General features: G+C 37.0%; 20 protein-coding genes. 7 read left to right on the top strand and 13 right to left on the bottom strand.

Annotation, left to right across the window (positions count from 1 at the left end; genetic code table 11):
- Positions 1-62: 62 nt before the first annotated feature.
- Positions 63-1,583, bottom strand: a complete 1,521-nt coding sequence (locus ACOZBY_RS17825; RefSeq protein ID WP_422762588.1) for a succinate CoA transferase — start codon at positions 1,581-1,583, stop codon at positions 63-65.
- Positions 1,584-1,947: 364 nt separating this feature from the next.
- On the opposite strand from ACOZBY_RS17825, the gene chrR reads away from it, so the two are divergent.
- Both chrR and ACOZBY_RS17815 read left to right on the top strand, forming a co-directional pair.
- Positions 1,948-2,679, top strand: a complete 732-nt coding sequence (chrR, locus tag ACOZBY_RS17820) for a class II chromate reductase ChrR (protein ID WP_012292602.1) — start codon at positions 1,948-1,950, stop codon at positions 2,677-2,679.
- Between the two features lie 210 nt (positions 2,680-2,889).
- Positions 2,890-3,315, top strand: a complete 426-nt coding sequence (locus ACOZBY_RS17815; RefSeq protein WP_012292601.1) for a hypothetical protein — start codon at positions 2,890-2,892, stop codon at positions 3,313-3,315.
- Between the two features lie 43 nt (positions 3,316-3,358).
- Here ACOZBY_RS17815 and ACOZBY_RS17810 read toward each other — a convergent pair whose 3' ends face one another.
- A complete protein-coding gene (locus ACOZBY_RS17810; RefSeq protein ID WP_031418367.1) occupies positions 3,359-5,038 on the bottom strand; it encodes a membrane protein in 1,680 nt (559 codons plus the stop codon).
- A gap of 222 nt (positions 5,039-5,260) precedes the next feature.
- On the opposite strand from ACOZBY_RS17810, the gene ACOZBY_RS17805 reads away from it, so the two are divergent.
- From ACOZBY_RS17805 to ACOZBY_RS17795, 3 genes are all read left to right on the top strand, one after another.
- Entirely contained in the window at positions 5,261-5,911 is a 651-nt protein-coding gene (locus ACOZBY_RS17805) for a lysoplasmalogenase (protein WP_036160673.1), read from the top strand.
- Between the two features lie 29 nt (positions 5,912-5,940).
- Complete coding sequence (pepT, locus tag ACOZBY_RS17800; protein WP_422762587.1) at positions 5,941-7,170, top strand: peptidase T; 1,230 nt, start codon at positions 5,941-5,943, stop codon at positions 7,168-7,170.
- A gap of 148 nt (positions 7,171-7,318) precedes the next feature.
- On the top strand, positions 7,319-8,281 hold the full coding sequence (locus ACOZBY_RS17795; RefSeq protein WP_031418364.1) for a multidrug resistance efflux transporter family protein: 963 nt from the start codon (positions 7,319-7,321) through the stop codon (positions 8,279-8,281).
- 252 nt (positions 8,282-8,533) lie between these two features.
- Here ACOZBY_RS17795 and ACOZBY_RS17790 read toward each other — a convergent pair whose 3' ends face one another.
- Positions 8,534-8,965: a DUF4395 domain-containing protein gene (locus tag ACOZBY_RS17790; protein WP_036166686.1), complete on the bottom strand. Its 432-nt coding sequence runs from the start codon at positions 8,963-8,965 to the stop codon at positions 8,534-8,536.
- 118 nt (positions 8,966-9,083) lie between these two features.
- On the opposite strand from ACOZBY_RS17790, the gene ACOZBY_RS17785 reads away from it, so the two are divergent.
- Positions 9,084-9,794 (top strand): Fe-S oxidoreductase, encoded by a 711-nt coding sequence (locus ACOZBY_RS17785; RefSeq protein WP_422762586.1) that lies wholly within the window; start codon positions 9,084-9,086, stop codon positions 9,792-9,794.
- Between the two features lie 59 nt (positions 9,795-9,853).
- Here ACOZBY_RS17785 and ACOZBY_RS17780 read toward each other — a convergent pair whose 3' ends face one another.
- Positions 9,854-10,534, bottom strand: a complete 681-nt coding sequence (locus tag ACOZBY_RS17780) for a GNAT family N-acetyltransferase (RefSeq protein WP_422762585.1) — start codon at positions 10,532-10,534, stop codon at positions 9,854-9,856.
- Positions 10,535-10,545: 11 nt separating this feature from the next.
- A complete protein-coding gene (locus ACOZBY_RS17775; protein ID WP_198695280.1) occupies positions 10,546-11,658 on the bottom strand; it encodes a mandelate racemase/muconate lactonizing enzyme family protein in 1,113 nt (370 codons plus the stop codon).
- An 80-nt stretch (positions 11,659-11,738) separates the two neighbouring features.
- On the opposite strand from ACOZBY_RS17775, the gene ACOZBY_RS17770 reads away from it, so the two are divergent.
- Entirely contained in the window at positions 11,739-12,980 is a 1,242-nt protein-coding gene (locus ACOZBY_RS17770) for a hypothetical protein (RefSeq protein ID WP_031418359.1), read from the top strand.
- Positions 12,981-13,036: 56 nt separating this feature from the next.
- Here the strand turns inward: ACOZBY_RS17770 and nhaC are convergent, their stop codons facing one another.
- The 8 genes from nhaC to ACOZBY_RS17730 form a co-directional block, all read right to left on the bottom strand.
- Entirely contained in the window at positions 13,037-14,485 is a 1,449-nt protein-coding gene (gene nhaC, locus ACOZBY_RS17765; RefSeq protein ID WP_012292591.1) for a Na+/H+ antiporter NhaC, read from the bottom strand.
- A gap of 281 nt (positions 14,486-14,766) precedes the next feature.
- Entirely contained in the window at positions 14,767-15,876 is a 1,110-nt protein-coding gene (locus ACOZBY_RS17760; RefSeq protein ID WP_031418358.1) for an amidohydrolase, read from the bottom strand.
- A gap of 191 nt (positions 15,877-16,067) precedes the next feature.
- Entirely contained in the window at positions 16,068-16,211 is a 144-nt protein-coding gene (locus tag ACOZBY_RS17755) for a hypothetical protein (RefSeq protein WP_422762584.1), read from the bottom strand.
- A 248-nt stretch (positions 16,212-16,459) separates the two neighbouring features.
- The gene (locus ACOZBY_RS17750) at positions 16,460-18,499 is read right to left on the bottom strand and encodes a TRAP transporter permease (RefSeq protein WP_012292588.1); all 2,040 of its coding nucleotides are present in this window, start codon (positions 18,497-18,499) and stop codon (positions 16,460-16,462) included.
- Entirely contained in the window at positions 18,496-19,014 is a 519-nt protein-coding gene (locus ACOZBY_RS17745) for a DUF1850 domain-containing protein (protein ID WP_207889594.1), read from the bottom strand. Before ACOZBY_RS17745 ends, ACOZBY_RS17750 begins: the two co-directional genes overlap by 4 nt.
- Before the next feature lie 114 nt (positions 19,015-19,128).
- Positions 19,129-20,121 carry a TAXI family TRAP transporter solute-binding subunit gene (locus ACOZBY_RS17740; protein ID WP_031418354.1) on the bottom strand — a complete coding sequence of 331 codons (993 nt, stop codon included), beginning with the start codon at positions 20,119-20,121 and terminating at the stop codon, positions 19,129-19,131.
- 289 nt (positions 20,122-20,410) lie between these two features.
- On the bottom strand, positions 20,411-20,962 hold the full coding sequence (locus ACOZBY_RS17735; protein WP_012292584.1) for a superoxide dismutase family protein: 552 nt from the start codon (positions 20,960-20,962) through the stop codon (positions 20,411-20,413).
- A 124-nt stretch (positions 20,963-21,086) separates the two neighbouring features.
- Entirely contained in the window at positions 21,087-21,842 is a 756-nt protein-coding gene (locus tag ACOZBY_RS17730) for a 3D domain-containing protein (protein ID WP_031418351.1), read from the bottom strand.
- Between the last annotated feature and the right edge of the window lie 286 nt (positions 21,843-22,128).

Genomic DNA, 22,128 nt, shown 5'->3' with positions numbered 1-22,128 from the left:
GATTTATTAACTAAAAGGCCTTGAGGGAGCAGCTGTCCTTCAAGGCCTTTTGTATTAGAACTCTATTTTGATAAAGCTGGGTCTTTCATTGTTCCACTTTTTGCGTAATTGACATGCCATGACAGCGCTTTTTCAAGATCATGCGGTGTATGATGTCCACCAGTTGTCTCATTAGCGTCGTTAAAGTATTGCCATAGCTGCTCACGATAATCAGGGTGTGCACAATGATCAATAATTAGTCCCACACGTTCCTTTGGAGCAAGCCCTCGTAAATCAGCTACTCCCTGCTCTGTTACGATAACATCAACATCATGCTCTGTATGATCCACATGCGATACCATTGGGACAATGCTCGAAATATTGCCACCCTTTGCATAGGATTTAGTGACAAAAATTCCCAAACGCGCATTGCGAGCAAAGTCACCAGACCCCCCTATACCATTCATCATTTTAGTACCAGAAACATGCGTAGAATTAACATTTCCGTAGATATCAACTTCTAATGCTGTATTCACTGAAATCAAACCGAGTCGACGAATGATTTCTGGCTGGTTTGAAATTTCTTGCGGACGCAATACTAATTTATCCGCATACTTTTCAAAGTTCCCATAAACACGGTTTCCTACTTGTTCAGAGAGGGTAATGGAAGTAGCAGAAGCAAAATTCACTTTTCCTGCATCGATTAATTCAAATACTGCATCCTGAAGTACTTCTGAGAATACTTCTAAGTTCTCAAACTCAGAATCTTTAAATCCAAGTAATACCGCATTCGCCACTGATCCAACCCCAGATTGAATTGGACGCAAGCTTGTTGTTAAACGGCCCACTTTAATCTCTTCACGCAGGAAGTTTAACAGGTGATTAGCCATAATATCTGTTTCCTCGTCAGCAGGAACAATTGTTGATGGGGCATCTAAAATGTCAGAAACTACAATACCTTTTACTTTATTCAAGTCTAATGGAATACCCATTGTACCAAGACGATCAGACACATTTTGTAAAGGAATTGGGTCACGTTTACCTTGTTGTGCAGGAACGAAAATATCATGTACGCCCTCTAATGCATCTAGCTGTGCTACGTTTAATTCTATGATGATTTGATCTGCCTCTTGCACAAAAATCGGAGAGTTACCAACTGAAGTTGTAGGAATTAATAAGCCATCTTCTGTAATAGCAGCCGCTTCAATAATTGCAAAATCAATAGGTCCTATAATGCCTTGACGAACTAACTCCGCATTATGAGATAAATGCGCATCCACAAATGTGATATCACCACTATTAATTTTATTACGAATACCAGCATCTGCCTGGAAAGGTCCTCGTTTGCGAATAACGCCAGCTTCCGCTAGGTATTGGTCTACCTCAGGGCCAAGAGATGCGCCTGTATATATATCTACCTGGAAGCTCTCTTTTTTTGCTTTCTCTACAAGCGCAAGAGGTACGACTTTTACATCCCCAGCACGAGTGAAACCGCTCATCCCTAATACCATACCATCCTTAATCCAAGATGCTGCTTCTTCTGCTGTTACAACCTTGCCCTGTAATTGCTCATGGCGAAGCTTTTTCGCTAACTTTTCTTCCATTCCTTATTCCTCCATCCCACTTTATTTTTGTTCAACTAGTATTTGGTTCCATTATCTCTGTCATCAAAATTACCTCTGCTTCAAACAAATCTGCAGGAGGCTTTATCCTTAATCAAAAGAGCTACCCCCACTCCTCTTCAGCATAAGGATATTCTAATTTTTGGTAGCACAACCAAATAAACAGCCGATTATATAATTTTATACTATTTAGAATATTTAATCTATATTAAAAGAAATATTTAACTTTCCGAGATAAATTCTACATTTCAAACTATTTAAATATAGTTATATGCCCCTCTTCATCGATTTTGATTAGAAAGCGTGCTATGCTCTTAATATATAAGTGACAAAGGAGAGTAGACAAATGGTTAAAGAATTATTACGAAACCATTCTTCAGTAAGAATCTATGATGGAAATCCAATCTCAAAAGAAATTATTGAAGAATTAATCGCAACAGCCCAAATGGCTGCAACGTCACATTTTGTACAAGCATATAGTGTTATATGGGTAACAGATGCAGATAAAAAAGAAAAATTGGGATTACTCTCTGGAAATCCCCGTCAGTATGATACTTCTGGTGGAGCATTTGTTTTTTGCGTTGATTTCAAGCGCCTACAAATGGCTGGTAAATTAGAGGGAGTAGACATCGTGGCTGATTCAGCAGAAAATGTCCTTGTTGGAGTTGCTGATGTATCATTGTTTGCGCAAAATTTTGTTATTGCTGCAGAATCAATGGGATATGGTATTTGCTATATTGGAGGAGTCCGTAATAACCCTTCAGAAATAAGTGAATTATTTAATCTACCAGACCACGTTTTCCCGTTGTTCGGTCTAACAATCGGCATACCTGTTCGCCGTAATGAGGTAAAGCCACGGTTGCCTGTGTCTGCTGTACTACATGAAAATGAATACAATTCAGAAAAGTATGATGAACTTTTACCAGCGTATAATGAGACAATGGAAGCGTATTATAATAGTCGATCATCTAACAGAAAAATCGATAATTGGACAAAGCAAATGGCTGATTTTTTAATCGAACAACGTCGTCCACATATAAAAGAGTTTTTAGCTACTAAAGGATTTAACTGGAAATAAATCACTTCCACTGAAATGGGGTTACTATCTGATGATAATAACCCCATTTTTTTCATAATTTCGTTACCTCTTTGTATTAACTCTAGTCATTATGTCTCGATATATCTATTAAGTACAATATTAAATTAAACGAAAAGACTCTTCCATTTTCCAACAATTCCATTCATATTAATAAATGATTATGTATTTACGAAAGGAGTTATACAAGCAATGTCCTATATCAATAAACATCTTGCTCGTACCTTAGAACAACAACATAAGAGAAGTGTAAGAGGTTTATTTTTAAAAATTGAAGAGCTTAATGCTGCTTGCACCCAACTACGAAAACGACTTGAACGTGAAACAGATATAACCGTTTATAAATATGCGATAGATTATGTCAATCAATTTGTTGCCCATACCTCTATCCTCAATTTAAAATTTATTACTAATACGCAAAATTTAGAGGTGTTAGTATTACACGCTCTTCTACTATCCTATATTTTAGAAACTGAGGGCAACCAGTCTTTTGCATACGAGGAAAAATTGCTAAAAGGATACATACAAGATACTTTCACATTAAACGATCATGCAAAAACACTCTTTATAAACCATCGAGAAAAAATGCTTAGCTATATTCAAAACGAAGAAACATAAAAAAGACGACCTTGAAATACGAACAAGATCGTCTTTTACTTTTTTATTGTAAGCCTTTAATAATTAAAGAACGGACTGGCAGGAATTGCTCCCCTGTTTCACCATATTTGATAATAACCTCGTCACCTTCTTGTAAATAAATAGCTAAAGGTTCTGTTTCGGCACTTACTAAGTAATTTTCACCATTGCTTAATAAGAAAGAAATCGTTGTAAAATCACCAAGTCGTTCCTTGTAAACTCGGACAACTTTTCCGCTAGCCTGTTTCTCTTCTGCATTTGAACTACCATCTACCGTATTTCCTCCACGACTTAAAGCAGTTTTATATAGCTTCAGCGCTTCTCTTGGAGTAGTAGCGTAAACAGAAATTTCCGGATTGGCTGCTGACACGATGAAATAATTTTGTAAAAATCCATTTGAATCAAGCACCGCCGTCAGCCAGCTAGCTTCTCCATAAAAATTGTAGAGTACTGGCATTTCACCAGCCCATTTTTTCTCAATAAATTTCTTTTCGATAATTTGCAAATTCCCCTGTGAGTCCATATAGCTTGAATCTAGATTACCTGTGTAATAGGTTGCTTCCCCTGTTCTTGCATTCGTTAAGGAATAACCTAACATAGAATCTACGCCCTCTTTAGGACTTGTAAAATCTGTGAAGTAATACATATCGCCTTTTTCATCAAAAATAGGACTGACATTCGATTCTGTCCCTTCGTCCGAAGGAATTTTTACATCTTTTTTACCAAACATACTGTTCCAAAAACCATGAACATAATTACCGAAATAACTGTTCTGTAAGCTTACAGTCTCTGGTGAAACTGCACCATCAATAAACTCAGGTATAGCATCAAGCTTAACCACTTCCGACTTCCCTGTAAGTGCGTCGACCAAGACAATACCTTTTACATCAAAGCCATTACGCCCCGAAATAAATTCACCATATGAGCGAATGTAATAAGGCTTCCCTTCATCATCTACTTCAAGTTGTACATCTCCGTAGAATATAAGGAATGGATGTTGTAAACGAATATGACGTTCTAAATTGGCATTTAAATAGGCTGAAGGAACATATTTCATTTCCTCTTTTACAAATTTAGGATTATCTGCTGAATCTGTAGCACTCATAATAAAGTAACCAGGTGTTGTATCACCATTCATCCATTTAAAGAATCCAGAAAATTCAACTGGAGCGATATAAACATATTCACCTTTTACTTTTTGAATTTGTAAACGACCTAATTCATAATAGCTTGTATTCGGTACTTGCCCGAATGCCTTTTTCATTTTATTACGAGCAAATTTTGGTGGAACACTTGCAGGTGTCTGTGTCTCATCAAACGGCTTTAGCTCCACTTCTTCCTTCATCTCTGAAGACTTAAATTTCTCATTCGCGTTCCATAATGGTGCTGATAGAACATAGACTGCAACACCTAAGCTTGCTAAAAATAAAACACCTTTTATTTTTCGTTCAATGCCACTTGCTAGCATTGCACCAATTAACGTTAATAAAATAATAACTGGCCAGAAAACAAGCCAATTGACGTCAATTTTTGTTACATACAAAGTGAGTCCTGTTGCTAAAAACCCTAGCACAAAGACACCAATAAAAAAGTATCCAATCACCTTTCTAGATTTTCCATCTTCTCGCTTCTTAGTAATAAGCGGTGTTACTAACACACTCGCGATTATTGCAATGACTGCAGAAGCTAGTAGTAGCTTAGTCATTTGGTTCATCCTCTCCTAAAGCTTTCTGTCTTCTTATTTACGGTTACATACTAAAAAAGTTTCATACATAGGGTATATTAAAATACATGTCGGCGTCATTATGTTCAGATTATTTCAACCTCGCAGAAGGAGTCCCTTCGCCTCACAAAACATTTGCTGCATAGTTAAATAAAGGAATTCTATCAGAAAGAAAGAATTTCAATAGAAAAGGAGCTGAATATATTGGTTAAGAAATTATTCATGGCATTCATTATTTTATTTGGGTTGTATTATATTTTTCTTTTTTCCCATATTCCAGAAAGTTTACAACTAATCTTTAAAGTCATCCCTATGTTGTTGATGATTATTTTAGCGGCTATTCAAAAACGAGCACATATAAAAAAATATCAACTGCTGATTATCATAGGTCTAGTATTTTGTATGGTTGGTGACTATACACTGCAATGGTTTTTAGTTGGCCTAACTAGTTTTCTAATCGGTCATATCTTTTATATTTTTGCCTTCTCATCTGCAAACGAGCAACCGATACCCAGATGGGCCAAAATAATCTTATTACTTTACGGAGCAGGGATGGCCATTTGGATTGCAGGATCAGTTTTCAAAACTGGTGAAACGATTCTAGCTATCGCAGTAATCGCCTATATCGCAGTCATTTTAACGATGGGATGGACAGCAATTAAAACTGGCTCTAAATTCGCAACAATAGGTGCTTTGTTATTTATTGCCTCAGATTCCTATTTATCTATTAATAAATTTGTAATGCCACTACCTCTTTCTCATGAAGTAATTATGCTGACTTACTATAGTGCCCAATTACTAATAGCTTTAAGTATTCTTCAATATTCCGAAATCCGAAGTAAAGTGTTACAATAATTACACATACACATTAGGGGGCCATACTTATGAAAGAACAAGTAATTGAGCGGTTAATACGTTATGCAAAAATTGATACACAATCAGACTTCACAAGTGAAACTACACCTTCTACACCAAAACAATTTGATTTGTTACATGTTTTGAAAGATGAACTTGCTACTATAGGCTTAACAGACATTACATTAGATGAAAATGGCTATTTATTTGCGACGCTAGAAGCAAATACAGATATAGACGTTCCAACTATCGGTTTTTTAGCACACGTGGACACAACTACGGATTTTACAGGAACAAATGTAAATCCGCAGCGCTTAGATAATTATGATGGTGGAGATATTCAGCTAAACGAAAACTTAGTAATGTCACCAGCTGATTTCCCTGAGCTTCAAAATTACATTGGTCAAACACTTATTACGACAGATGGTACGACATTGTTAGGAGCAGATGATAAGGCTGGTATTGCAGAAATTATAACAGCTATGGAGTACCTTATCCAAAACCCAAGTATTAAGCATGGTAAATTACGTGTGGCGTTTACACCTGATGAGGAAATCGGCCGTGGCCCACATAAATTTGATGTGGCTGCATTTGGAGCAGACTATGCCTATACAATGGATGGCGGACCATTAGGTGAACTACAATACGAAAGCTTCAATGCTGCTGGGGTAAAAGTGATAACAAAAGGAACAAGCGTCCATCCTGGATCTGCAAAAAATAAAATGGTCAACGCGATTACAATGGCTATTGCCTTCCAAAATGAAATGCCTACAGAGGCGGTTCCTGAAAAGACTGAAGGTTATGAAGGTTTCATTCATTTAATGGGCTTTAAAGGGGCTATCGAGCATGCAGAGCTATCATATATCGTTCGTGACCATGATCGTCAAAAGTTCGAAGAGAAGAAACAGTTAATGCAAGCTGCTGCAGCCAAAATTCAAGCTCAATTTGGTGAGGATGCTTTAAGCATTACTATTGAAGATCAATACTATAATATGGGTGAAAAAATAGAACCTGTAAAAGAAATCGTGGACATCGCTCGTGAGGCAATGGAAAAATTAGATATTACACCAATTACCTTACCTATACGTGGTGGTACTGACGGATCACAATTATCTTATATGGGCTTACCAACACCAAATATTTTTGCCGGTGGCGAAAATATGCATGGTAAATTTGAATATGTATCCGCTGAAACAATGGAAAAGGCAACACAAGTCATCATTGAAATCGTTCAGCTATTTGAACAACGGGCAAAATAGTTTACCTTGTGCCCAAGAAGTTTTTAAACAGAATTGAAAGATAACGGAGGAAGGTACTATCCTTTCTTCGTCATTTTCTCACTATTAATTACTGAATATTCTAATTACATAAATAATTTGAATTATGAGTCAAATCGAGGTGATCATTATGAAAGAAATTGCTATAGGCATAGTAGCTTCCCTTTTCTTTGCTGTAACATTTATTTTAAATCATGCCATGGAAATGCAAGGAGGTAGCTGGCTATGGAGTGCATCATTACGGTATTTTTTTATGCTACCCTTTTTACTTATCATTGTGTTTTATCGCAAAGGCTTTTCACAATTATCTAGCGAAATAAAAGCACAACCTACAGCTTGGCTTCTTTGGAGCTTTGTAGGATTTGTTTTATTCTATGCACCGTTAACTTATGCAGCAGCATTTGGTCCAGGCTGGCTGGTTTCTGGCACTTGGCAATTTACCATTGTTGCTGGTGTATTATTAGCTCCACTCTTTATGACCGTTATTGCAGAGAGAAAAGTACGTCAAAAAATACCCTTCATTTCACTTCTAATCTCTTGCGTCATATTAGTAGGTATTTTACTAATCCAAATACCTCAGGCACAATCAGTTTCGTTTAAAAGTTTAATGCTTGGAATTTTACCTGTCATCGTCGCTGCATTTGCTTATCCTCTCGGCAATCGAAAAATGATGCACGTCTGTGGAGGGCGTATTGATACCTTCCAACGCGTTCTTGGTATGACAATCGCATCGATGCCAGCATGGATTATCATGGCTATTTATGCCCTGTTCACAGTCGGCCTTCCCTCCACAAGCCAGTTATTCCAATCATTACTTGTTGGTATTAGTTCAGGCGTCATTGCAACTATTTTATTTTTCATTGCAACAGATCGTGTGAGAGATCATCAGGGCAAACTAGCTGCTGTTGAAGCGACACAGTCAACAGAAATTCTTTTTGTCATTATTGGTGAAGTAATACTATTAGGTATACCATTCCCTAACTCAATTGCTCTCGCAGGTCTAGGCGTCATTATTGTCGGAATGCTACTGCACAGTTATTACACAATGATTCTAGGAAAAAAAAGGTCGGTCCAACAAACGCCTTCTGCCTAACAGCTCCGTAGCTGTATTAAAATAAAAGATAAAAAAAGACGACTCCATTCTATAATAGAAAGAGTCGTCTGAGATTTTCACGTTCCCAAAAAATGAGGGGGGTTTTAGGAGCGTAATCATGAACTAGCAAACTTCTGGAGAAAAGTAGCTAAAGTTCATCCTCTCTACACTGTATTGTAGTGGAGGAATAATCTTTATACGATAATGATAATCATTATCAATTAAATTGTCAACAATAATCTAATAATTTTTTTAAAAAGATTTTTTTAACGAGCGGCGATACTGCCATTGCTTCAGTTGAAAATATAAAAAACAGCCTATACAGAAACCAGCTATAGCAATGGAAGAAGCTATCGCTACCATTGCCGTAAAGATATGACCTACTACCTGCCAATTTAATAGATAGCCTAACAAGCCACCAGATAAACAAAAGCTAGCTATACTGGCATTAAATTTTTGTTGCTGCGCATCCTCTGGTATATAGGTAGATGGAGCTTTTTTAAGAAACAACCTCCCAAAACGAATAATAGGATTATAGTTACAGAATACTCCCATTAAATTCGCAACCAATGGGATGGCTAAAACCCATATGGCTCCTGTTATCCATGTGACAAACACACTTAATAGAATCGTCCATTGATTAAGTCGTACCAGTGGTCTTGGAATCGCATGAGGCAATGACATTCTAAAACCCACCTTTCTTATATGTTTAATGTATTTTACTATATGGCATTCCATTTGTGAAGCAAAAATGATTACTTTATAATTGTATTAAGAAAGCTCTTAAGAAAAGGGGATCATCATGCCAGCTTTAACGATGGATCAAGTTCAACAATTAAATTCCTATAGTATTTATACAACAGAACCAAAACGAACGTTATTTACTTTAGCTGATATACATAAAGACTTTTACCATCCCGATTTTTTAAATCTCATGATGGGTATCACAGACGCCGCTACGGAGACTGCCGCAATTTCTCACTTCGCACGTCGCTATGGGATGTTTTTTGCTATGCAGCTTTATATGCTCGCCGCTTATGACGAGGTGTGGGCTGGCAAGCCAATTGAATTACGCTTCGATGCTGCCAAGGAATTCAACAGCTTTACAGTCGCTATGTTTGTTAATCCAAATGATTGGCGCTATGTTGAAGAGGATGAACGTCAGACGGTCATTGAGAAAATCCTATACGACGGTCATGTGATTGTACAACAACTTCGAAAAGTGACTTCAATCTCCCCTCTTACTATATGGGAAAATTTCTTTGGCTATTTACTATGGCATTATCATATTTTACTTTCAAATCCCGGCTTAGCTGATCAAGCTATGGAGGATATAGAGATATTGGAGGACCCTAAAACATGGGCGCACTTCTCCAATAAATCTTGGTGGGCACAATATACAGGTGGTCTAAGTCCAACAAATTTAGTAAATGTTCCTGTCCGTAAATCTTGTTGTTTTTCGAAAGATATACCGGGATTAATGGCATGCGGATTTTGTCCAATGAAGAAATAATAGCACGACGAAAAAGCCTTACCTTCCACCAATACATGTGAAAGATAAGGCTTTTTATGTTATTTTTCGTATACTACCAACCAATCATTATTTTCCTCATACATAGACGTACCAATAAAGCCCTGCTTTAAAAGCTGCTGTTGAGCCGTTGTATCTCCCATGTTAATCACTTGTTGTTCTGTCAATAAAGGGAGCTCTTGACGTAAATCCTTATAGAATATATAGCGTAGTTTATCTACATATTTAATTTTTAATCCTTTAATAACGAGGTCTTGAGAGAACTTATCCTTTAAGCTTGGAATATTAAATGGCTTAACCGTTGAACAAACGTAATCGTATTTTTCCACATCGATGTTACTCATCACTACTGTTGCTAATGTTTTTTGTAGACCATAGCCACGGTATTTTGGTGACACATTGGAAATCTCCTGATATAAAACTCGATTAAATTCGTTTTCAGGAATTCCACAATCATACCCAAGATGCTCCTCATCAATAGGAGGATTTAATAGGGCACGGAAGGCAATCAATTTCTCTCCTGTGTAAGCACCTATCATCATACCTTGACCATTTAAAATATATTCGAATTCCTCGGTGCTCAAAGGCTGCAAGATGCTCTTGTCAGCTAAAGCTTCATAAACCTCCACCTGCAAGTCCTCGATTTGTTGTAAATGTTGAATTGTTAACTCTGTGACAAAGAATGGAGTCTCCCCTAGCATACCTTCATATATTTTTTCCATGTTTCGCCTCCTTAGGCTGTGACAACAGTTGAAAATTTGCATAATTCCTTCATAACAGCTTCATCTACGTCAATACCCAGTCCCGGTTGTTCATTTAAACAGATAAAAGGAACATCATAACGAAGATTACCCACGTCTTTCGAGAACTTCAATGGTCCTGTCAATTCAACACTTGTCATAATTTTCTTAGAAAATGCTACATGGAAACCTGCTGCAGAGCCAACTGAGGATTCAACCATGGAACCAACTTGACATTCAATACCTGCCATTTCTGCCATAACTGCTAGTTTCATGGCAGGATAGATGCCGCCGCATTTCATTAATTTTATATTTACTTTATCTGCAGCACGCTTGGCGATGATTTCACGCATCTCACGTACTCCACGAATTCCCTCATCGATCATTAGAGGTACATCAGATTTCGACTTAATCTCTACCATTCCATCGATATCTTCACTATCAACAGGTTGCTCTAACCAATCAATATTTAATTCCTTCATCGCACGTAAACCCTGTAAAGTAGTTGCAGCATTTCCCCACCCTTGGTTGACATCTACTCGGATGGCGATATCTTCACCCACTTGCTTTCTTACTGCTTTAATACGAGCAACATCACGGGTTACCTCTGTACCTACCTTCATTTTAAATGAACGGTACCCCATTTCTACACGCTTAGCAGCCTCTTCAGCCATTGCCTCGGGCGTTCCAATACTTAACACATGTGTGATAGGGAATTTTTCATGATAACGCCCACCTAAAAGCTGATACACAGGAACCCCCAATGCTTTTCCAGCTATATCAAAGCAAGCAATATCAATAGCTGCTTTTGCTGCCGGAACATCTTTCACAACCTTATTCATTTTATCGTGCAATTTTTCAAAGGCCAACGGATCTTCACCAATAATAGCAGGTGCAAGATGATGTTGAAGCACAGCATATGTGCTTTCCCAAGTTTCACCTGTAACATGTTCATCAGGAACCGCTTCTCCATACCCCACAATACCAGTATCAGTTGTTACTTTTAAAATAATAGAAGGCATTGTATCATATGTAGCATAACTAATGATAAACGGATCAATTAGCGGTAAATGTATAGCATAAATTTCTACTTGTTGGATTTTCATAATAATCAGTCTCCTTCGTTGTTATATATGTCGCTAATATGTCGCTAAATATTTAAAAAAATAGAAAAGGAACGATGCCCATGTCTACGAAAATAGCGATTATTTGTTCTCAAGCATTTATGAAGCGTATTATTAGTATCGCACAAAATATAGACAATATTCAATTAGAATTTTATCTTTACAGTCACCCCTCTGAGGCGCCAGCTTTAATGAAGCAAATTAAACCCTGTGATGCTCTTTTATTCGGAGGAACATTACCCTTTTTACATGCTCAATCTCTCCTCTCGGAACTACCAATACCTTGGAATTACATTAAACAAGATGAAACAACTATCTCTACAACTCTATTATCACTAGTAGCTAAACATGCTGTACCAATCAATAGAATTTCGATTGATGTAATGAATCCAGCATTTGTAGATAATGTTCTAGCAGAAATTGAATATATGGGTCCGAAGCCACATATTCAACATATTTCTATTACAGAACCAACAGAACATATATTAAAGCGTCACATTGCGTTGTGGAATACCAAAACTATAGATTTCGTAATTACAAGTATCCACAGTGTTTTTGATACATTACAAGCACAGAAAATACCTGCCATGCGCATGATAGATGCCACGAATTCGATTATTCAATGTCTCGAAGAAACCAAAACCAAATCGCTGTTAACAAAATCCGAATCATTTAAGGCCGTAGTTGGATTTTTTGAGACTCCTACTGATTCTTTCATCGATTCAGCTATTTTAAATCAAATTGCGAAGGCTACCTTTTCAACGTATAAACAAATTTCATCGCATACCTTTGAGCTCTATACAACTGCTGGACATTTACAAAATGCACTCGAAAAGGAAGCTTTAGAAGAGCTAATTAAACAAATAGAAATACCATTTAAACTAGCCTTCGGGTATGGACACTCTATTTTAGAAGCCACCCAAAATGCCCAGCATGCCTTAACATTTTCAAAACCGTTTGAAATTTATATACTAGATGAACATAAAAATCTATTGGGTCCCTTTCCAAAATCAGAAGGTAAATTATCTTTAAAAACAGATGATCCTTATGTATTACAAATGGCCAAACTGACAAACTTAAGTCCATTAAATATCTCTAAAATCATCAATTTTAGTCATGAAAGGCAATCTGCACAATTTACATCGCAGAATCTTTCAGAATATCTACAGGTTACTAGACGTACAACTGAGCGTATTATTAAAAAATTAGTAGATCAAGGTTATGCAAAGGTCGTTGGCGAAGAAATGACACATCAACAAGGTAGACCTCGCACCATTTATGAATTAAATTTCGCCACCTATTAACCAACTATATAAAAGGAATTCTCGTAAATGCTGAGCATCTACGAGAATTCTTATGATTAATCAACCATTACCATATTATCAGTGTTTTCCATCTCTTGTTCCTTTTTACGTTTCTCTGCTTCTGCTATTTCTTCTGGTGTTAATTTAACAATAGCAAATCCAATGTATCCATAAATAATGGAAATAATAGGTACCATGAAATTAAGAATAGCATATGGTGCATACTCCATAGCGCCTACACCCAATGTCGCTAAAATAAACACACCACAAGTATTCCATGGGAAGAAAACAGATGTTAATGTTCCCCCATCTTCTAAAGCACGAGATAGATTTTTAGAATGTAGGCCTCGTTGCTGATAGACACCTGCAAACATACGTGAAGGGACTACAATTGAAATGTATTGCTCTGAGCACGTTGCATTCGTTGTGACACACGCTGCAATTGTCGAAGCAATAAGACTACCTGTAGATTTAGCAAACTTCACAATTACATTCATCAGAGCTTTCAACATGCCTGAATACTCTAGAATCCCACCGAATGTCATCGCTACAATGGTCATTGAAACCGTATTCATCATAGAATCTAAACCACCACGGTTAAATAATTCATCTACCATGTGATTACCTGTCGAGATTTCAAATCCAGCTTGTAATGCTTGTACAGCACTTGCAGCTGAACCACCCTGTACAAAAATCTGTAGTAAGAAGCCGGATACAATCCCAATAATTAAAGCTGGAATTGCTGGAACTTTTTTAGCTACTAAAACAATAACACCCACTGGTACAAGTAAGAGTAAAGGAGAGATAACAAAGCTTTCATCCATTACTTTTAACGTTGTTAAGATTTCTTCCGATTTCATCGAAACATCTGCAAATTTTCTACCCAAAAATCCGAAAACAACCAGTGAAATAATTAACGCTGGAATCGTTGTATAAAGCATATGCTTAATATGTTCAAATAAATTAGTACCTGTTAAACCAGCTGCCAGATTCGTTGTATCTGATAATGGTGACATTTTATCACCAAAGTAAGAACCTGAAATAACTGCCCCGGCGATCATAGCCGCTGGAATACCCATACTTAAACCAATACCCATGCCTGCGACACCGATTGTCGCCATTGTCGACCACGAACTACCAATAGCTAGTGACACGATTGAACATAACAGCATAATCGTTACTAAAAACCACGCTGGAGATATTAATTTTAAGCCATAGAAAATCATCGTTGCTACGACTCCGCCGCCAATCCATGCTCCAATTGTCAAACCTACTAAAATAATAATGACAATGGCAGGTAATGCCAAACGTATCCCCTTATACATCATTTCTTCAATTTCAGACCATTTGTATCCATGCATTTTGGCAACAATTGCTGCTACAGTTGTGCCAACAAGAAGAGGTACGTGAGGACTTTGCTCTAAAACAACTACTGTAATCAACATAGTAATGATCATAACTGCAAAAGTTAGTAGTGCCCAGCCCGCATTAATATCCTTTTTCATTCTTCCATCCCCTTTTTTTGCACCAAATCCCTTTTCGGTTTTTCAAAGACGCAAATAATTTTTTACGTTTTTTAGCTTAATATTCAAAAAATTAAAAGTCAACGCAAAAAAATTATGCCTCTCTAGCAAATCTCTTTGTTTTAGGGCAATAAAACGCTTTCAAGTAGCAATAAGAAGCCTCGAAAAACCCTTGAATATCCATGCATTTCAGGGAATTCCCATGCAAAAAAAGCTATATGAAAAAATCATTGCATTTTTCACATAGCTAAAAAAATATTTTTTTATTCAGGTTTTTTTTCTAATACGCAAGCAAGTACTTTAGCAGCATCAATTAAGGCACTACGATCAAATGTCATTTTAGGGTGATGTAATCCTGGTGTTAAGTTTGCCCCAATGCCAATCATTGCCGCTTTTAATTCTGGCTTCTTTACCGTATAAAAATGGAAATCGTCACTACCTGGGGTCGTTATTTCATCTGCTAAATATTGTTCGCCCAATGTTTCAACAATTGCCTCTTTCGCCATTTTTGCAGCAATTGCTGAAACTTCCGCACCTGGTGTGAAATCAACCCACTTCCAATCCATATCTATTTCAAACTGCTGCTGAATTGCTTTTAAACCAGACTCAATTTTGCTACGAAGTAATTCAAGTTGGTGATTATGCTGTGCTCGAATGTCCATCGAGAAACTAGCATTTCCTGGAATGATATTTGTACTACCTCCATCAGCAATAATTTTTGTTAACTTTGCAGAATGTGGCTCAAAAGGCGATAGATGAATACTGTTTAACATTTGTTGGACAGCCATAATGACATCAATGGCATTTTTACCTTGATGTGGTCTCGCCCCATGTGCATCAATCCCCTGAATAGCCCCTTCTAGAAAATAGGCAGCACCATGATGAATAGCTGGTGAAACTTTACCGAGAGGTAGTTCTTCAATAGGTCTTAAATGTACACCAAATAAATGTGATACCCCATCAACCGCTCCTCGATCAAAAGCAGCACATGCACCATTCCCTAATTCCTCGGCAGGCTGGAAAATAAAACGGACACGATGTTGCAATGGTTGATCTTTAAGTAGTAATAATGCCCCAAGCACCATGGTCATATTAGCATCATGACCACAAGAATGATTCGCCTGCCATTCCCCATCCACTTCTTGCCACAAAGCATCAATATCAGCACGCACCGCAACAACTTCTTCACCTGCTCCAATTTCTGCAATTAATCCCGGGACATCCCCCAGCAGACGATAAGAAACATTTAATTCTTCTAATATTGACGCTAATTTTTTTGTTGTCTCGAACTCCTTCCAGCTCACTTCTGGATAATTGTGAAAATGCTCGAACCATTGATACATTGTTTCTTCTAATGTTATAGCTTTTGACATAACGACACCTCTATACGCATTTTTGCTTTACATTATACATGAATCCTTTTTATAAAAGTATATACGCAGTAAGACCCATTAATATGAAAAAGCTTAATAAATTTATATGCTATTTAAAACTGCCTAAGACATAAATAAATAGGCTATGTTAAAAGTTGTTATCTCTTTCAACATAGCCCATCATGTATTCATTATAAACTTGTAAAAAACCCTTCAGGATATTCCTCATATTGCACCATCGCTAATGGCTCCTCATTTTTTTCTTCCTCTTCCATTAGATCATATTCTTGATCCATTAGGTATGTCTCAAATTTTGAATTTAACAATTTACCCATTGTAGCACCCCTCTTTTATTTAATTGAATTTTCTGATAAAAGAATTATACAATAGGATTTCGATAAAATGCAATAAATTATACTCATTATGCATTAAAAATATAAAACCAATCTCTATTTTAGAACAATCAACACATTATAATTTCCAACAAATTACAATAAAATCAAAAATTTGCTCATTAATAGCTGACAGAAATTTGTTAGCCAGCTATTAATAGAGCAGATGTATATTGTATAAAATCAAAAATTTACGATATTGTCACACCTGTTTTTCCATTCGTATGATCATTATCACTGCCTTTTTTATTTGATAATACTTGAATTACAAACATGATAACAAAGATGCCTAAACCTACCCAGTCCGAGAATTTCTCTGGATAAATAAGTAATAGACCAGTGGCTATCCCTACTATTCTTTCAAACCAATACAGTTTACGGTACCAATACCCAATAACACCCGAACCGATGGCAACCATTCCTGTAATAGCAGTAAATACAACCCATATTATCTGTGGTACTGTCGTATCAATCATTAGTAAAGACGGTGAAAAGACAATCATATACGGTATAATAAATGCCGCAATAGCAAGCTTGGCTGAATTAACTCCTGTTTTAATAGGATCCCCACCTGAAATCCCTGAGGCTGCAAAGGCGGCTAAAGCTACAGGTGGTGTAATATCTGCAATAATTCCAAAGTAGAACACAAAGAAGTGAGCCGATAGTAATACAACTACTGGCACTAACTCTTGCGGTGTGTTAGGTGATAATAATGCTACAATGGCTGGAGCTGCAATTGTGGATGTAATCACATAATTTGCGGTAGTTGGTGCACCCATACCAAGTATAAGGGAGGCAATCATCACGAAAATTAATGTCAAAATAATACTACCACCAGCCAAAGCTACTAAACTATTGGCTAGACTTAAACCAAGCCCTGTTTTGACAACAACCCCTACAATAATTCCTGCACAAGCTGTTGCTGCCACTACACCTAACGCAGTACGAGCGCCTTCCACCAATGCATCTATCACATCCATCGGTTTAAGCCGTGTCTCCTTATTAAACATTGCAACCCCAATCGAAATAATGATTCCGTACAACGCTGCATGCATAACAGGTGTCCCCGTCAACATTAGCACGATAATCGCAATAATCGGTAATAGAAGATAAATTTTCTTAAAAACTTCTTTTCGGTTTGGCATTTGATCATCTCTAAGACCTTTTAAACCAACTCGTTTTGCTTCAAAGTGCGTCATAATCCAAATACCTGTAAAATATAGAAGTGCTGGAATAGCTGCCGCTTTTGCTATATCCCAATAGGTAATGCCACGACCAATAAACTCTACCATTAGGAAAGCCGCTGCCCCCATAATTGGTGGCATTAGCTGACCACCCGTTGACGCTGCCGCTTCAACTGCACCTGCAAATTCTTTACGATAGCCTAGTTTTTTCATCATTGGAATCGTATAGGAGCCTGATGTTACGACATTGGCTACAGAGCTTCCCGAAATAGTACCTTGTAGTGCACTTGAAAAGACTGCTACTTTTGCTGGGCCTCCTATTAATTTACCTGCCAATGAAACGGCTAGATCATTAAAGTACTGACCGACCCCCGTTTTTACTAGAAAAGCTCCAAAGAGTAAAAATACAAATATAAAAGTGGCTGACACACTAATCGGTGTGCCAAAAATTCCATCTGTTGTAAAATACATAAGGTTTACAATACTCTCTAAATCCTGTCCTCTATGTGCCATAAATGCCGGAAAATATGGACCATAGTAAGCATAAATTAAGAAACAAGCTGCAATAATCGTAATTGGTATCCCAACGGCACGACGAGCGGCTTCAAGCACTAATACAACAGCGATAAGACCTACAATAAAATCCATTTGTGTGATGGAGCCATTGCGATTCACAAGCTCAGTATAGTTTAAAGACCAGTACGACCCTACTCCCACTGAAAGCAAAGCCAATAAATAATCAAACCATGCAATTTTGTACTTTGGTGCTTTTTTACGAGCAGGAAATAGTAGAAAAATAAGTGTCAAACCAAAGCCTAAATGGATGGTACGTTGAATTTGTGCTGGGAATTGCCCGAAAATGGCTGTATAAAGTTGAAACAAAGAGAATGCTAAAAGACCATAGAAAATGACATGCCTCATAATACCTGTTACAGCTCTTACGTTGGATTCAATATCATATTTTTCTAATATAGCTTGTTGCTCTTCAGCAGAAATTTGCTCGAATTCTTCTACTCTTTCTTTCTTTGCTTTTTCCTGTGTTGTCATTTCATTCTTACTCCTTTCCACTGTTCGTATAGTGATAGGTGCCTGATTTCAAATAAATAGGATTTTCCCCTTTGTAAATCTTTTTTTAAATCATATTCCACGTCTTCGTAGTTGAATACCAGGTCTAAACCCAAATCGCCAATTAAAATGGTAAAATTGTCAATTTCACGATGGTCATCAAATTGAAGAACGTATTTGCCGTCCCTTTCTATAAACGTTTGGCCCTCCTCGGCATAGCCTGGCATACCTATTGCTAAATCTTCATATTCCATCTCTATCATCTGAATACGATTTCCCTTAACATATTGATAGGATTCGTATACATCTGAATTATGTATGGAGTGGGTATATCTAATTTGAAATTTTTCACTTTCAGTAATTGGTATGTAGTGCACTCTCGGATTTGCCATGCGCGTTTCTGTAAAGCTGAATACCTTTTGAAATGGAAGAATAACTACAATAATTAAGCAGAAGATTACTAAAACTACTGTAATACTAACTTTCCCCTGTTGCATTTCATCCTTCTCCCCACTTTAAAAGCTACTCGCCTATACTTCACCGTATAGTAGGAAAAAGACTCGAAGCTTTACGCAATCCGAGCCCCCTTCATATTTTAGTAATCGTTTTGTCTATTTTTTCTCATCAAAGTACTTTTGAGCGCCTGGATGAATGTCAATACTAATTCCATCTAAACCTGTTTCAGCTTTGATAAATCTACCTTTATCATGAGAGATTTTATCAGTATTATCATAGATAGCTTTTGTCATAGCATAGACAACATCCTCTGGTAGTTCCTTTTTCACGGCTAACATAGCAAGAACTGAAACTGTTTCTGTATCTTCTGCAATTCCATAAGTCCCTGCTTTTACTGTATCCTTTGCATAATAAGGATATTTAGCAATTAATTCATCTGCTTTACCTGCATCTACACCAACAATATTTACTTTCGTTGTAGCATTTAACGCTTCAACTGCACCTGTTGGCGTACCTGCAGTAATAAATGCCGCATCAATTTGGCCTGATTGAAGACCATCTGTTGACTCCCCAAAATCTAAATTTTGAGCTTTGATATCATCCATCGTTAAGCCGTGAATCTCCAGTAATTGCTCGGCATTCGCATAAGTACCTGAACCAGGTGCCCCTACAGACACTTTTTTCCCTTTTAAATCCGCATAAGTCTTAATGCCTGTTGCTTCTGTAGTAACTAATTGTACTGTTTCAGGATAAAGAGCACCTAAAGCTGAAATTGTATCAATTTTCTTTCCATCGAACATTAACTTTCCTTCCGTAGCATAGTAAGCAATATCCGTTTGAACAAATGCAATTTCGCCTTTACCTTCTTGCAAAGCAGTCATATTAGCAGCAGATGCCTGAGACACCTCAGCAGTTGTTTTGATATCCGTTTCTGTCGTAATTAAATCAGCAAATGTACCGCCAAGTGCATAGTAAGTACCTTGTGTTCCACCAGTTAATAAGCTTAAAAATTTGGGCTTTTCAGATGACTCCGAAGCGTTCTCGTTCGTATCCTTAGAGCCACTTCCCCCATCTGACCCACATGCAGCTAAAATCATTAGTGCAAACGCACTTAATAATAGCAACCATTTAAATTGTGTCTTTTTCATAGTATTTTCCCCCTCTGTATAATAGTAAAGGCAATCTACTTAAAATTATCAAATTTAGTATTATTATGTCAATTAGTTTATAGTAAATTCTGAATTTTATGTTTATGCACCCCTTTATAAACTTCATTGATATTCATCAGCAGTTTATTATTTAATTAACCTATTTTTATCTATAAAAAACCTTTAATTTCTAAGTTCAAGACTCTCCCCTTATGTATTAAAACTGTATATGAATGATGAAATCAAAAAACTGCATCCAATAGTGGATACAGTTTTTTACATATTTCTTCTATTGAATGACACCACAAGCAATTCTTGCCCCTGAATTACCTGCTGGATCTGTTTTATAATCATCTGCTGACTCATGAATAACGATGGAACTACCATCACTGTCTAACAAAGAATTTGGCTGATCTTTTTGTAGTGTTAGCCCTTCTGCTAAGAAGTTTAAATCGACATTGCCATCGTCACCAACCTCTAGATTTGGTAAATCCCCTAAATGATAACCATTGGGATTTAACTTACCATGCTCTTTCTTGGTCGGATTAAAGTGCGAACCAGCCGATTCAAATTTAGGGGGCTCACACTTCCCTACTTCATGAATATGAATTCCATGTGTACCTGGGGGTAGTCCTGTTAATGCCAGTGTCATCATAACACCATTATCTTCTTCCTGAAAATACGCATTCCCATAGCTTTCGTTATTTGCACCAATTACTTTTGCAGTAGCTGTTAAGGGGGATGACGCATTTACTTGTACTTTTTCTTCTTTCTTATCAAAGAAACCACAACCACCCACTAAAACTAATAAAGAAAGGCTAATTAAGCTTGTTTTTTTCATAAAAATACCTCCTCTTATTTCTGATGGTTTCCAAGTTAATCAATAGTTATGCACTTCTTATAAATTTTACCGAGGTTGTTACATGCACAAAAGGGACTTCTCTAATGAGAAATCCCTTCATTATTTAGTCTAAAATCTTAACGGTTACAGTTTTGACGCCCCACTGAAGAGCCTGTCCCTCGGTAGGAATAAATACATCAATTTTATTTCCCTTAATAGCTCCACCCGTGTCAGCCGCAATCGCTTCACCATAGCCTTCAACCCATACCTTTGAACCAAGTGGAATGACACGAGGATCAACTGCAATTACCTTTAAGTTTGGATTGGATCGAATATCCGTTCCATTCGCTGTAATTCCTGAGCAACCTTCACAATATGCTGTATAGGCAGTAGCACGCATTGTTAACGTTCTTCCAGAACCATTTGATGGAGCACTCACAGGTTTTGTTTTTGCTGTTGTAGCAGCCTTAGGTGTAACTGCTTCGGATGTTTTAGGTTTCGGTTTAGCAGCCGAAGCTTTTATAGCTATTGATTCACCAGCAAAGATTAAATCTGTAGCAAGGTTATTCCATGCTTTTAGTTCATCTACTGTTATATCGTTTTTACGTGCGATTGAAAATAATGTGTCACCACCTTTTATGACATATTCATCTTCCAATGTTTTTTCTGTATTTGATGTATCCTTCACTAAATCTTGCTCTGGATAAAACCATAACGAGTCCATTTCTGTAAATTGTTGAAATTCTCCAACAGTTAAATTATAAATTTGAGGGAGTGCCCACAATATATTGCCGGAATTGTCTTTCGCAGAGGAAGGACTGGCATATAGGCTCAAACCAACGGTCAAAGTTACTGCTAAAGCTAAAGCTTTCTTCTTCATGTTTAGTAATACCTCCAATATTTTATTATTTTTTGCAAGTCTGCCGTTAGCACGCTAGAGTTAAATAATCTAGTATGCAATCAACAGTAAGCTCGCAAATTAATAACTCAGGGCTATCTGCCTGATATTAGGAATTATTACTATAAAAACGGAAAATTATACAATTTCGATTATTTTTTTAGCAAATTGTCCAATTAGATGGAAAATAATCATTGTTTAGACTAGTATTTTTTATATTAGATATTTACTATTTAAGGGCAATAGAAGAGAAAGAGATGACATAAAT

Origin of the sequence: Lysinibacillus sp. NPDC056220 (assembly GCF_049315265.1) — a bacterium.
GTDB classification, from domain to species: Bacteria; Bacillota; Bacilli; order Bacillales_A; family Planococcaceae; genus Lysinibacillus; species Lysinibacillus pinottii.
Note: the sequence above shows the minus strand (reverse complement) of the source record. Positions and strands in the feature narration are given on the sequence as shown.